This window comes from Phycicoccus ginsengisoli (assembly GCF_054779295.1).
This window is the reverse complement of record NZ_BAAGYN010000005.1, coordinates 145,526-158,525: the sequence shown is the minus strand read 5'-3', so window position 1 is coordinate 158,525 and position 13,000 is coordinate 145,526. Positions and strand designations below refer to the sequence as shown.

The 13,000-nt window shown below is 73.5% G+C and carries 11 protein-coding genes; 6 read left to right on the top strand and 5 right to left on the bottom strand.

The genetic code is table 11. The features are described 5' to 3' along the window. Nucleotides 1-23: 23 nt before the first annotated feature. The 4 genes from ACYVDO_RS10110 to ACYVDO_RS10095 all read left to right on the top strand — a co-directional run bounded on the left by ACYVDO_RS10110 (nt 24) and on the right by ACYVDO_RS10095 (nt 5,067). The gene (locus ACYVDO_RS10110; RefSeq protein ID WP_460935361.1) at nt 24-1,586 is read left to right on the top strand and encodes a S1C family serine protease; all 1,563 of its coding nucleotides are present in this window, start codon (nt 24-26) and stop codon (nt 1,584-1,586) included. Between the two features lie 198 nt (nt 1,587-1,784). Further along, nucleotides 1,785-3,824, top strand: a complete 2,040-nt coding sequence (locus tag ACYVDO_RS10105; RefSeq protein WP_460935359.1) for a HelD family protein — start codon at nt 1,785-1,787, stop codon at nt 3,822-3,824. 165 nt (nt 3,825-3,989) lie between these two features. Then, nucleotides 3,990-4,382, top strand: a complete 393-nt coding sequence (locus ACYVDO_RS10100) for a hypothetical protein (RefSeq protein WP_460935357.1) — start codon at nt 3,990-3,992, stop codon at nt 4,380-4,382. A gap of 37 nt (nt 4,383-4,419) precedes the next feature. Continuing rightward, complete coding sequence (locus tag ACYVDO_RS10095) at nt 4,420-5,067, top strand: HD domain-containing protein (protein WP_460935355.1); 648 nt, start codon at nt 4,420-4,422, stop codon at nt 5,065-5,067. A gap of 33 nt (nt 5,068-5,100) precedes the next feature. Here ACYVDO_RS10095 and ACYVDO_RS10090 read toward each other — a convergent pair whose 3' ends face one another. Together ACYVDO_RS10090 and ACYVDO_RS10085 are read right to left on the bottom strand one after the other, a co-directional pair. Beyond that, nucleotides 5,101-5,613 (bottom strand): NUDIX hydrolase, encoded by a 513-nt coding sequence (locus ACYVDO_RS10090; RefSeq protein ID WP_460935353.1) that lies wholly within the window; start codon nt 5,611-5,613, stop codon nt 5,101-5,103. Then, a complete protein-coding gene (locus tag ACYVDO_RS10085; RefSeq protein WP_460935351.1) occupies nt 5,610-6,347 on the bottom strand; it encodes a DUF4031 domain-containing protein in 738 nt (245 codons plus the stop codon). Before ACYVDO_RS10085 ends, ACYVDO_RS10090 begins: the two co-directional genes overlap by 4 nt. 115 nt (nt 6,348-6,462) lie before the next feature. On the opposite strand from ACYVDO_RS10085, the gene ACYVDO_RS10080 reads away from it, so the two are divergent. Beyond that, the gene (locus tag ACYVDO_RS10080) at nt 6,463-6,753 is read left to right on the top strand and encodes a WXG100 family type VII secretion target (RefSeq protein ID WP_460935349.1); all 291 of its coding nucleotides are present in this window, start codon (nt 6,463-6,465) and stop codon (nt 6,751-6,753) included. Nucleotides 6,754-6,948: 195 nt separating this feature from the next. Here the strand turns inward: ACYVDO_RS10080 and ACYVDO_RS10075 are convergent, their stop codons facing one another. From ACYVDO_RS10075 to ACYVDO_RS10065, 3 genes are all read right to left on the bottom strand, one after another. Next, nucleotides 6,949-9,489, bottom strand: a complete 2,541-nt coding sequence (locus ACYVDO_RS10075) for an ABC transporter permease (RefSeq protein ID WP_460935347.1) — start codon at nt 9,487-9,489, stop codon at nt 6,949-6,951. Between the two features lie 3 nt (nt 9,490-9,492). Next, the gene (locus tag ACYVDO_RS10070) at nt 9,493-10,428 is read right to left on the bottom strand and encodes an ABC transporter ATP-binding protein (RefSeq protein ID WP_460935345.1); all 936 of its coding nucleotides are present in this window, start codon (nt 10,426-10,428) and stop codon (nt 9,493-9,495) included. A gap of 213 nt (nt 10,429-10,641) precedes the next feature. Continuing rightward, on the bottom strand, nt 10,642-12,330 hold the full coding sequence (locus tag ACYVDO_RS10065) for an alkaline phosphatase D family protein (RefSeq protein ID WP_460935343.1): 1,689 nt from the start codon (nt 12,328-12,330) through the stop codon (nt 10,642-10,644). 148 nt (nt 12,331-12,478) lie between these two features. Between ACYVDO_RS10065 and ACYVDO_RS10060 the strand changes: the two genes are divergently transcribed. Beyond that, nucleotides 12,479-12,997, top strand: a complete 519-nt coding sequence (locus ACYVDO_RS10060; RefSeq protein ID WP_460935341.1) for a DUF6069 family protein — start codon at nt 12,479-12,481, stop codon at nt 12,995-12,997. Nucleotides 12,998-13,000 lie beyond the last annotated feature (3 nt).

The window sequence follows — 13,000 nt, the reverse complement described above, 5'->3', positions numbered from 1 at the left end:
ACCGACCGAGGAGATACGAAACCATGACGCAGACCCCGCACGAGACCCGGAACCAGACCAGCGGCAGCGCGGGCGCGGACCCCGGCCACGAGGCGGGGTCGGTGCCCGAGCCGGTCGGCGCCCCGCAGCACGACCCGTGGGCCTCGCCGCAGCCGCTCTCCACCGCGCACCAGCCCTCGCAGGCCGCGCCGCAGTCGCCGGCCGCCGAGCGCCACCCGTACGGCGCGCCCCAGCCGCCGTCGGCACCGCAGTCGGGGGCGACCGGGCCGATCTGGTACGGCCAGACGGGCGAGCTGCCGCGCACCTCCGCCTTCGGCACCCTGCCGCCGGGCGCCCACGGACCCGACGCCTCCTCCCAGACCCCGGCTGGGCCGCCCCCTTCCTTCCCCACGCGGGACGGGGCAGAGCCTGCCCAGCCGGCCAAGCGGCGCCGCCTGGCGGAGATCACCTCCGTCGCGGTGCTGGCCGCCCTCCTTGCCAGCGGCGGCACCCTCGCCGCGACCCAGCTGGTCGACGGCTCGCAGCCCTCCTCCTCTGCGAGCGCCTCGACCCTGGGTCGCGGCACGGACAAGGGGCCGGTGGTCCAGGCGGACCCCAGCAACCCCAACTGGACGACCACGGCAGCGGCCGTCTCGCCCAGCGTGGTCGCGATCACCGTCGCCTCGGGGCAGGCCGAGGCCGAGGGCAGCGGCGTCATCATCGACGCCAAGGGGCACATCCTCACGAACAACCACGTCGTGAGCGGCGCCGGGTCCGGCGCGAGCCTCACGGTGACGCTCAACGACGGGCGGTCCTACAAGGCCACCGTGGCCGGCACCGACCCCAGCACCGACCTGGCGGTCATCACCCTCTCCAACGCCCCGAGCGACCTCAAGCCCGTGTCCATCGGCAACTCCGCCGACCTCAAGGTTGGCGACCCGGTCATGGCCGTCGGCAACCCGCTCGGCCTCGCCGGCACGGTCACCACGGGCATCGTCAGCGCGCTGGACCGCCCGGTGACGACGAAGGCCGAGGACAACAACCAGAACCAGAACCCCTTCGGGCAGCAGCAGGGTGGCAGCGACAGCACCGAGGTCGTGACCAACGCGATCCAGACCTCGGCGGCCATCAACCCCGGCAACTCCGGCGGTGCCCTGGTCAACGCCTCCGGCCAGCTGGTCGGGATCAACTCCGCCATCGCCAGCCTCGGCGGGTCGAGCAGCGGCGGCCAGAGCGGCAGCATCGGCATCGGGTTCGCCATCCCGGTCAACGAGGCGAAGATGATCGCCCAGCAGCTCATCCAGAACGGCAAGGCGCAGCACTCCTTCCTCGGGATCACCACCCGCGACGGCACCGCCTCGGACGGGACCAGCCAGCGGACCGGCGCCCAGGTGGTCGAGGTGTCCCCCGGCACCCCGGCGGCCAAGGCCGGCCTGAAGTCCGGTGACGTGGTCATCAAGGTCGACGGCCAGTCCACCGGCTCCTCGGAGTCGCTCGTCGCGAGCATCCGCGAGCGCGCCGTCGGCGCCACGGTGACCCTGACCGTGATCCGGGACGGCAAGCAGCAGACCCTCACGGCCACCCTCGCCGCGAAGCCGACCCGGTAACACCATCCCGGCCTGCCGGGTGTCCTCCCCCGGCTGCCTGGAAGCGGCCCCTGTGTGCGGGGCACGCCGCGCCCCTCGGACCCCTTCCCGAGGGGCGCGGTCCTGTCGCAGCGCGGCCACCGTTCCCGGTCCGGACGGCTGCGGGGCACCGGGAAACCCGGTTGGACGGGGCGCTCGGCGGTGGCAGAATCGCCCCTCGTGCCTGACGCCTCCCCCCTCGCCGAGCTCGAGCGGGAGCGGGAGCACCTCGAGCGGGCGCGGGCCGCGCTCGCCCGCATGCGCGAACAGACCCTGTCGCTCAAGGTCCAGGCGCACGACCCGATCTCGGCCGAGCACCTGGCCCGGACGCTGCACCTGCGCGCCGCGTCGCTCGAGGACGACCCCTCGACGACCCTGTTCTTCGGCCGGGTCGACACCGACGGCTCGCACTCCGACCAGGGCCCCGAGAGCTGGCACATCGGCCGGCGCCACGTGGCCGACGAGCACGGCGACCCGATGGTCATCGACTGGCGCGCGCAGATGTCAACGGCCTTCTACCGCGCCTCGCGCACCGACCCGATGGGGGTGGTCCTGCGGCGGCGGTTCGGCCTCGACCACGGCCGCATCACGGCGTACGAGGACGAGCACCTCCAGGACGTCGGCGAGCACGACGTGCGCAGCCGGATCCTCGCCGAGGAGATCGAGCGCCCCCGCGTGGGGCCGATGCGCGACATCGTCGCCACGATCCAGCCCGAGCAGGACGAGATCGTCCGCGCCGGCGCCGACCGGACCATCTGCGTCCAGGGGGCGCCGGGCACCGGCAAGACCGCCGTGGGTCTGCACCGGGCCGCCTGGCTGCTGTACGCGTTCCGCGACAAGCTGGCCCGCTCGGGGGTCCTGGTCATCGGCCCCAACCGCGCGTTCCTCGAGCACATCGGCGCCGTGCTACCCGCCCTCGGCGAGGTCGCCGTCGGCCACACCACGATCGAGGAGCTCGTCGCCTCCGTCCCCGTCCGCGGCGCCGACCCCACCGCCACCGCGGTCCTCAAGGGTGACGCCCGGATGGCGGACGTGATGCGGAATGCCGTGTGGTCGGCGGTGCGCCCGGCGACCGAGCCGCTCGTGGTGCCCCGTGGGGTGCGCAAGTGGCGCGTCCCCGCCTACGAGGTCACGGAGATCGTCGACGAGCTCCGCGCGCGGGGGGTGCGCTACGACGCGGCGCGGCAGATGCTCCCCCAGCGGCTCGCCCATGCGGTGCTGCTCAAGATGGAGGCCGCCGGCGACTCGCCGGACGACCGGGTGCAGGACACGGTCGCCAGGTCCACGGTGGTGCGCAAGTATGCCGCGTCGCTCTGGCCGCCGCTCGACGCCAAGGCAGTCCTCTTCCAGCTGCTGTCCGACGCGGAGGCACTGGCCCGCCACGCCGAGGGGGTCCTCACCGAGGCAGAGCAGCGGATCCTGGTGTGGGAGAGGCCACCCCGCAGCAAGGGGGGCGCACGGTGGTCGCTCGCCGACACGGTGCTGCTCGACGAGCTGGCCGACCACATCAGCCGCACGCCCTCTCTGGGTCACGTGGTCCTCGACGAGGCGCAGGACCTGTCGCCGATGCAGCTGAGAGCGGTCGGCAGGCGCTGCTCCACGGGCGCCGCCACCGTGCTCGGCGACATCGCGCAGGGCACGACGCCCTGGGCCACCGACTCGTGGGAGTCCTCGCTCGAGCACCTGGGCAAGCCCGGGAGCCACGTCGAGGTGCTCGACCGGGGTTTCCGCCTGCCCGCGTCGGTGATCGAGTACGCCGCGCGCCTGCTGCCGCACATGGCCCAGGGACTCGGCATGCCGGTGTCGGTGCGTGACAACCCCGGCCGGCTCGACCTGGTCGCCGCGGCCGACCACGCCGTCGCGGTCACGGAGGTCGTCGCGGCCGTGGACCGCGAGCGCGCCGAGCCCGGGTCCATCGGCGTCATCGTCAGCGACTCGGCGGTCACGACCATGTCGGAAGCGCTGCGGGACAACGGGATCGAGCACGGTGTGCTGGGCCAGGACCACGGCGACATCGACCACCAGGTCGACGTCGTCCCGGCCTCGGTCGCCAAGGGCCTGGAGTTCGACCGGGTCATCGTGGTCGAACCGGCCGCCATCGTCGCTGCCGAACCGGACGAGCGCACCGGGTTGCGGCGCCTCTACGTCGTCCTCACCCGGGCAGTCACGGCCCTGACCGTCGTCCACGCGCAGCCCCTCCCGCACCCGCTCGCCGGCTGACCCGCGAGCGGCTGACCCTGGCGGCCGACCCGGGCGGCTGACCCGCGGCTTGAGCAGCGGGCTGAACAGCGACTAGGCCGAACGCACGAGGCGCCCCGGGGCGTTCGTCGCGACACTCCCTCGAATGCGGGCGGGAAGGGCCGCCCACAGGGGAGAGGAAATGACATGAGAACAGTACGCAGGGCCCTGCTCGGCACAGCGGCCGCAGCCACCCTGGTGGTCGCCACGGCGGGCGCGGGACTGGCCCACGAGTGCACCAACCTCGACAAGAAGGCGGGGGCGGGGGCACAGCTGGTCTTCGGCCCCACGGGGGACGTCGAGTACATCAGCAAGGGCCTGCAGAACCGGATCGACCGCGGCCTGGTGGACTTCGAGACCGGTGCGGGCTTCAGCGGCCTGATCGGGTTCGACGACGACGGCGACGGCATCGCCGACGGGTTCACCTGGATCGTCGGGCCCAACGGCGAGATCCCGCAGCAGGCCCAGTGGAACGGCTCCACCTGTCACGGGGTCATCAACTTCGAGGTCGTGGAGGCGTGCCTGTCCGGCGGTGCCTGACCGGTGAGGGGCCGGCACGTCTGCCAGACTCGCGGACGTGCCGGCCCTGATCACGTGGTGGACGATGGACGTCGCCGAGCTCGCGCCGCAGGCGCACTCGGACGCGGTGCACGCCATCGGTGCCGACCTGCTCGGCCGCTGGACCGAGGAGCACCGCAGGTACCACACCACCCGACACCTCGTGGAGGTGTTCTGGGCGCTGGAGGACCTCGAGCAGGGAGGGGCCGTCGACGCCCGGGAGGCGGCGCTCGGACGGCTGGTCGGGTGGTTCCATGACGCCGTCTACGACCCTGCCGCGACGGGGGGCGAGAACGAGCGGGCGAGCGCGGACCTGGCCGGCCGCGACCTGCGAGCACTGGGCCTGGCCGACGAGGACGTCACCGCGGTGCACGACCTCGTCCTGGCGACGACGCACCACGACCTGCCCGAGGCGGGGCTCGCCGCGGCCTTCCACGACGCCGACCTCTGGATCCTCTCGGCGCCGGCGGGCCGGTACCGCGAGTACACGCGGCAGGTGCGTGAGGAGTATGCCGCCGTGCCCGACGAGGCGTTCCGCGCCGGCCGCGCCTCGGTGCTGCGGCCGTTCCTCGACCGGGACTTCGTCTACGCGACCGACCCCGCCCGGGAGGCGTGGGAGGACCGGGCCCGGCAGAACCTGGCCGAGGAGCTCAGCAGCCTGCTCTGACCCGCCCTGACCGCCGAGGCCTGGGACTTCGGGTCAGAGGGCGAGGACGCCGGCCACCATCGGCCACCAGAACTGGCCGCCCGAGCGGGCGCGCAACTCCTCGGGCTGCAGCCACTGCGGGTCGACCGCGTCGGGCTCCCCGGCGACCAGGGCCGGCCCCGGTCCGGCCAGCCGCGCGGCATACAGCTGCATGCTCCCGCCCTCGGCGGGCCAGCGGCCGCGCACCCCGGGCAGGGGGTGGAAGTCCTCGTGCCCCACGGGCACGAGGTCGCCGGGGTCGAGGCGCACGCCCGTCTCCTCCCAGACCTCTCGTACCGCGCACTCCGCCACGGACTCGCCGTCCTCACGCCAGCCGCCCGGGATGCCCCACTCCTGCCGGCGCGGGCTCCACAGGGCCGCGCAGAGGCCGTCGCCGTCACGCAGGACCACCATGGCCGCGAAGACCGTGCCGGGCGGGACCGGCGCGGGGTCGAGCCACAGCTCGACGTCACAGGAGCTGCCGTCGGCGAAGCGTGCGCCCGCGACCCGGTCGACGAGGGTGCTCACCGCCGGGGGCCGTCCGACACCAGTGGCCACCAGTGCCGGGTCGACAGGACGTCCTCGACGTCGCCGGGCACCACCCAGCGGCCGGCCAGCGCCCCCGCCCCGGACTCGACCTCTCCGGTCCACACCGCGAAGGCCGCCGTCGGCACCGGCCACGGGTACTCGGCGTCAGGCTGCGGAACCGTGTTGCGCACGTACCCGAGCAGGGTGGTCGTCGGCGGCGTCGGGCCACCCATCACGACCGTGTGGAGGTGGTCGAGGACGGCACGGGTCCCCAGCGCCCCCACGGGCGCGGACGGCAGGTCCGGGCCGCCGCCCCCGAGGCGGTCGACGACGAGCAGCTCGTCCCCACGCCAGAGGGCCAGCCGCACCACGACCGTCGAGGCCGGCGGCTCGGGCTGGCGCGAGGCGATGACGTCCGCGCGCGAGCCCGGGGGAAGCCAGGCGGCGCCGGGCACCGAGGCCAGCACCCGCTCGTGCGTGCGCTTCTGCACCCGCAGACCGCTGCCTCGCAGGATGCGCACCAGGTCACGCCCGGCGACGGGCTGGGCCCCCGCCCCGACCAGCACGGCGTACCGCTCCTCGGGCACGTCGTAGTGGTCGCCCTCGAACGCCCGTCGCGGGATGCCCTGGGCCGCGGCGAACTCGTGGAGCTCGTCGTAGGAGCGGTCGCTCACGAGGTGCGACCACAGGCGTCCGTGCGCCGGCCAGGCCGGCGGGTCGATCCAGATGGTCACGGGCCGACGCTACCCCGGGCGGCCGGGACCTGTGGACAACCGCGGCCGGCCGCGCTCACCCGCCTAGCGTGCTGGGGGACGGCGCCACCGGGGTGCCGGGACGACAGGAGGGGTCATGTCCGCACAGTTCCAGGTCGACACCGAGCGGATCCAGGCGGCGTCGGGTGACATCGCCCGCATCTCGGGGGAGATCGACGGCCAGGTCACGGCGATGATGAGCCGGCTGACCGCGCTTCAGGACGCGTGGACCGGCACGGCGTCGGCCCGGTTCCAGTCGCTGGTCGGCGAGTGGCAGGCCACGCAGAAGCAGGTGCGGGCCTCCCTCGACTCGATCGGCGGGGTCCTGGCCGCGGCCGGGGCCCAGTACGCCGAGACGGAGGCCCAGACGGTCCGCATGTTCCAGTGACGACGGCGGCCCGCCCCGGGTCGGGTGGGCCGCCGTCGGCACCGGCAGGGGTGCACGGTGGCGTGTGCCCGGGGCCGCGTGCCGTCGGGCTGTGGGTCGTGCGGCGGAATGCCGTGCGGCCGGGGGCCGTGCGGCGGCGGGCCGGGCGGCTACTCCGTGGTGATCGCGCGCAGCACGTCGAGCCGGGCCGCGCGGCTACTCGGTGGTGATCGCGCGCAGCACGTCGAGCCGGGCCGCGCGGCGCCCCGGCCAGAGGGCGGCGAGCACCCCGACGAGCCCCGCGAGCACCACGAACACGGCCAGCTGGGCCACCGGGATCGCCAGGACGTCGATGCCCTCGTCGGCCAGGCTCCGCTGGAGCACCCAGCCGGCGCCGAGACCCAGGACGACCCCGAGCACCGCCCCGAGCAGGGCGATCGCGACCGACTCCAGTCGCAGCATGCTGCGCAGCTGCCGCCGGCTGAGCCCGACGGCTCGCAGCAGGCCGATCTCGCGCGTGCGCTCGATCACCGACAGCGCGAGGGTGTTGACGATGCCCAGCACCGCGATGACGACGGCCAGCCCCAGCAGCGCGTAGATGATGTAGAGCAGCTGGTCGATCGGCTTGCGCTGCTCGGCCTTGAAGGCGTCCTGGTCCTTGAGGGTGACCGACGGCTGGTCGGCGACCACCTTCTCCAGCCCCGCCTGGACCGTTGCCGCGGAAGCCCCCGGCGCCCGCAGGATGTACGTGGCGGTGTCCTGCGTGGGCACCCCCGCCGCCGTGGCCGCCGCCTGGGTGACCAGTATCGGCGGGGTGATGGCCTGCTTGGCGAAGACGCCGGCCACGGTGAACGGCTGCGGGGCGGAACCTGCGACGGCGACGTCCACCGTCGAGCCGACCGAGACGCTCAGCGCCGCGGCCTTCTCGTCGTCGAGGAACACGCTGCGGTCCGAGGCGCCCCGGAACGAGCCCGCCTTCATCTGCAGCGGCACGACGTCGGCGAACTCGTTCGGCACGACGGCTCCGGTCCAGGAGCGGTTCCCCTCGATGGTCGAGCCCGTGTAGCGCATCGACGCCGCCGCCTGGACGCCCGGCACGGCCGCGAGCTCGCGGGTGATCGTGGCCGAGAAGGGCTGGCCGATGGCGTTCGAGACCACGTAGTCGGCGACGAAGTTCTCGCCGATCGACTTGTCCACGCTGGCCTTCGCCGAGGCGCCGAACACCGACATCATCGAGACCAGGGTCAGCCCGATCATCAGCGCCGACGCGGTGGCGGCGGTCCGACGCGGGTTGCGGACGGCGTTCTGCTCGGCCATGAGGCCGATCGAGCCGAAGGCGCGCCGGTACACGGTGCCGAGCAGCGCGATGACCGGTCGCCCGATGACGGGGCTCGTGAGGATCGCAGCCATGACCAGCCCGAAGACTCCCGACCCGACCCAGTAGGAACCGTGGTCGGCGCTGGTGAACGCACCCAGCCAGGTGGCCCACAGCCCGAAGAGGAACAGGCAGAGCCCGACCATGAGCCGCCAGCGCATCGTCGACTCCGGCAGGGCGATGTCGTCGCGCATCGCGGCGACGGGCGGCATCTTCCCGGCACGGCGAGCGGGCAGGTAGGCCGCGAGCATCGTCACGAGCAGCCCCACGGCATACCCGATGAGGGCGGTGGTCGGCCGGAAGACGAGCGGCGACCCGCTCAGGTCGAGGCCGAACTGCGCGAACAGCTTCGTGATGCCGATCGCGAGCACGAAGCCGAGGCCGAGCCCCACCGTGGACCCCAGCAGCCCGACGACCAGGGCCTCGAAGAGCACCGAGCGGGTGACCTGGCGGCGGCCGGCGCCGAGCGCCCGGAGCAGCGCCAGCTCGCGGCTGCGCTGGGCGACCAGGATCGAGAAGGTGTTGATGATGAGGAACGACCCGACGAACAGCGCGATCCCCGCGAAGATCAGCAGGAACACGTTGATGAACGACAGCGCCTTGGTCACCGAGTCCTGGGACTCCTTGGCCACTGCGTCCCCGGTCACCGCCTCGTAGCCCGAGGGCAGCTTCGCCTGGACGGTGCGGGCGAGGTCGGCCGCGGAGACGCCCGGCTGCGCGGTCACCCACACGTCGCTGAACTGGTCCTTGCCGCCGTAGTAGATCTGCTGGGCGGTCCGGGTGTCGAAGAAGGCGAGGGTGGCGCCGACCGTGCCGCCCTTGAACTCCGCGATGCCGACGAGCTTGGCCGACAGCTTCGGGGTGGCGCCGCTCGTGACCAGCTGGACGGTGTCGCCGAGGGTGTAGCCGGCGCGCTGGGCCGTCGAGGCGTCGAGCACGACCTCGCTGCGGCCCTGCGGCCAGCGGCCGCTGGACAGTGTCGCCGGCGGGTCACCGGCCGAGGTCGGCGCATCGTTGTGGCTGAGCCCGAGGCCCGGCGGGCCACCACCACCGATGAGCTTGCCCTTCGTGGAGACGACGAACGTGGTGGGGTCGCTGACGTTGCCGTCGGCCCGCGCGACGCCGGGCACGTCGGCGAGCGTGCGCACCAGTGAGCCGGGGACGGTCTTGGCGGTGGGGCCCTGCTCGAAGCTGCTGCCGACGACCTGGGGACGGACCACGACGTCGCCGACCGTGTTGACGATGCCGTCGAAGGCCTTACCGAGGGTGTCCGTGAAGATGAAGGACCCGGAGACGAACGCGACGCCGAGGATGATGGCGAACGCGCTCATGAACAGCCGCAGCTTGCGGCCGAGCAGGCTCTTCCAGCTGGCTCGCAGCACGGCTCAGCCCTCCGACGAGGCGCCGGACGCGCTGGCCGCGCCGGTGACGCCGGGGGTGCTAGCCGCGCCGGTGACGCCGGGGGTGCTAGCCGCGCCGGTGGCGCCGGACGAGCTGGTCGCGGCGGAGGCGCCGGCCGCACCCGGGTGGTGCCCCGACAGCTCGGCCATCCGCTCGAGGATCCGCTCGGCCGTCGGGTCGCGCATCTCGTCGACGAAGCGCCCGTCGGCGAGGAACACGACCCGGTCGGTGTGCGAGGCCGCCACGGGGTCGTGGGTGACCATGACGATCGTCTGGCCGAACTCGTCGACGCTGCGGCGCAGGAACGACAGCACCTCCGCCCCCGAGGTCGAGTCGAGGTTGCCCGTGGGCTCGTCGGCGAAGACGATCTCCGGCCGGCTGACCAGCGCCCGCGCGCAGGCGACGCGCTGCTGCTGGCCGCCCGACAGCTCGCTCGGCCGGTGCGTCAGCCGGTCGCGGAGGCCGACGGTGTCGACGACGAGGTCGAACCACCCGGGGTCGGGCTTGCGGCCGGCGATCGCCAGCGGCAGCAGGATGTTCTCCTGCGCCGTGAGCGTCGGGATGAGGTTGAACGCCTGGAACACGAAGCCGATCCGGTCACGGCGCAGGGTGGTGAGCGCCTTGTCCTTGAGGGTCGTGATGTCGACGTCGCCGATGAGGACCTGGCCGCTCGTGACGGCGTCGAGACCGGCCGCGCAGTGCATCATCGTCGACTTGCCCGAGCCCGACGGCCCCATGATCGCGGTGAACTCGCCGCGGGCGATCTCGAGGTCGACCTCGTCGAGGGCGCGGACCGCGGTCTCGCCCTTGCCGTAGACCTTGGTCAGGCCGACGACCCGCGCCGCGGGCGCCCGGGTGTCGCCGCGGCTCGCGGTGGACGCGGCCCCGCCCGTGGGGTCGTGGGTGGTGGTGGATGTCATCTTCGGCTCCCGGCTCACAGTGGTTTCCCGTTCTCCTCAAACGTAGAGACGACGCCGTCCCCGGGCCCTCGGGTTCGACCCTGAGCCTCCCCTGAGTGAACCCTCAGTCCACCCACAACGTTCCCCGGGGTGGTGCCGCGGGGGTTTCGCGGGGTTTGGTGCCGAGCCGTCCGGTATGCCGGGTCCAGCCGGGCGGTCAGTGGATCCGGGGCGTCAGTGGATGGCGACGCGGGCGACCCGACGGACGTCCGGGTGGTCGTAGCGCTCCCCGCGGACCTCGCCGGTGTCCCAGCGGACGACGAGGCCGCGACCCCGGACCTCGAGGGTGGCCAGGTTGTTGTCGAACCACGGCCCGTGGGTGACGGTCCACGGGTAGGGGGCGTTGGGCACCTTGTCGGTGTGCCGCACGAGGAACTGCAGGGGCCGCGCCAGCCGCTTGCCGAGGAACGCCTGGGCGATGCGGACCCTGCGCGGCAACGGGTTCCGGATCGGGGAGCAGACCAGCTGGACGACGCGGCTGCTGCCCGGCTCCAGGCTCGCCGGCGTGATCTCGGTGACGTAGGAGTTGTGCACGTCGCCGGACAGGAAGGTGATCGTCCCGGGCCGCTTGCCCCGCCGGCCCGTCGCCACCTCGGTGACCATCCCCATGACCCGCTGGAAGCCCTCCTCGAAGGCGGCCCAGTGCTCGAGGTCGACAGCCCTGCGCATCTTCTCCCCCCACACGGCCACCCGGTGGCCCCACGCGCCGTTCGCCATCGCCTCGTTGATGGCCTCGAGGTCGTGGATCCCCTGCGCCATGAGGAAGGGCAGGGACGTGCCGACGAAGAGGTGGTCGACGTCACCGCGCAGCTGCCGGTCGAGCCACTCCATCTCCTCGTCGTCGAGGATCGAGCGACGACCGGGCTGGAGGACCCGAGCCGCCCGGGAGTCGACGACGACGAGCCGCGACTCGCCGAGGTCACGGCTGTAGCTCCACCGGTAGGTCTCGGGCTCGCGGTCCACCCGCTCGGCGAAGGCGTCGAGCACCTCCGTGAGGTCGACCTCGTCGGTGCCCTCGTGCCGCGCCACCAGCTGCCAGAGCTCGTCGCCGGCCAGCTCGTCGGGCGAGAGGTTGCCCAGGTGCTGGTAGACCCAGTACGAGCCGAGCCCGCCGACGATCCGGTCGTGCCACCACGGCAGCGCGTTGATCTCCCGGTGCCACGACAGGGAGGTGTTCCAGTCGTCGCGGATGTCGTGGTCGTCGAAGATCATCGCGCTCGGCAGCGTGGACAGCAGCCAGCGGTTGAGCGGGTCCGACCACGCGAGCAGGTAGAGGTGGGCGTACTCGTCGTAGTCCTTGAGCTCCTCGCCGGGCGGCTCGTCGAGGCTGCGCCGGGAGGCGATGTAGGCGCGCATCTCCTCGGACGTCTCGTCGGCATACACCTGATCGCCGAGGAAGCACACGAGGTGCGGCCACTCGTCCTCCTGCCGCTCCGGGCGGCTGAGGTGGTGGGCGAAGGCGCGCAGGGCGTCGACGCCGTTGCTGGCGTTGCCCTCCTTGTCGTGCGGGACGCTGGTCCGGCACGACCCGAAGGTGAGCCGCGTGGGCTCGGACCGTCGCAGCAGCCGCACCCGGCTCGGCGGCAGCCCGCGGAACCGCGGCTCGGGCTCCGGCCACACCTGCTCGCCTCCGATGCGGACGACGTAGTCGCTCGCGGCGCCCGCCTCGAGCCCGTCGAGGACGACGAGCGCGTAGTGCCGCCCGTGCGCCCGGAAGGTGGGCGCCTCCCAGGTGCGTCCGAACGCCTCGACCTGCACCGTCCCGGCATCGCGGGTCTGCACCCAGATGGTCGCGGAGGTCTCCCCGACGTACCGCAGCAGGGGTCCGAGGACGAGGGGCCCCTCGGGCACGTCAGTGGTCATCGCACTGTTCTACACGGTCGCGACGGGCACCACAGGACAGTTGTACCGGGCGATCGAGGACGGCTGTGCCTGCCGCCCGAGGTGCCCGGGTTCCTAGCGTCGACGGAGAGACCGGAACCCCGGGCCGCCCACCAGCGAGAGGCACGCCATGACCACCCGACCCGTCACCGAGACCACCACCGGCACCACCACCCAGCCCGCGGCCCAGCCCGCGGCCCAGCCCGCGGCCCAGCCCGCGGCCCAGCCCGCGGCCGCCCCCGGCCGGCCCACCGGGACACCGAGCCATCGCCGCCGCACCCTGGCCCGGACCTCACCCCTCGCCGCGGCCGCTGCCGCCGGCGTCGCCTGGCTGCCGCTGCACGCCGTGGCCGACCTCGAGGTCCGCCAGGGTGGGGCGGTGCAGCAGGTGGGCCTGCTCGCGGTCGCGGTCAGCGCCCTCGTCACCGGCGTGGGTGCGCTCGCCGTCGGCTCCGTCGTCCGCAGGACGGCCCGCAGGCCGCGACGCACCTTCGTCGGCACTGCCCTCGTGGTCCTCGTCCTGTCACTGTTCGGCCCCGCGGGGGCGGCGACGTCGGCCGGCGGAGGGCTGGCGCTCGCGTGCCTGCACGTCGTCGTGGCCGGCGTCGTCGTGCCGCTCGTCGCCCGTTCCCTCCCGCACGCCCGATGACCC

Coding starts and splice junctions, on each gene's coding strand:
- ACYVDO_RS10110 (WP_460935361.1), top strand. CDS start 24: ATGACGCAGACCCCGCACGAGACCCGGAACCAGACCAGCGGCAGCGCG.
- ACYVDO_RS10100 (WP_460935357.1), top strand. CDS start 3,990: ATGAGAACAGTACGCAGGGCCCTGCTCGGCACAGCGGCCGCAGCCACC.
- ACYVDO_RS10080 (WP_460935349.1), top strand. CDS start 6,463: ATGTCCGCACAGTTCCAGGTCGACACCGAGCGGATCCAGGCGGCGTCG.
- ACYVDO_RS10070 (WP_460935345.1), bottom strand. CDS start 10,428: ATGACATCCACCACCACCCACGACCCCACGGGCGGGGCCGCGTCCACC.
- ACYVDO_RS10065 (WP_460935343.1), bottom strand. CDS start 12,330: ATGACCACTGACGTGCCCGAGGGGCCCCTCGTCCTCGGACCCCTGCTG.
- ACYVDO_RS10060 (WP_460935341.1), top strand. CDS start 12,479: ATGACCACCCGACCCGTCACCGAGACCACCACCGGCACCACCACCCAG.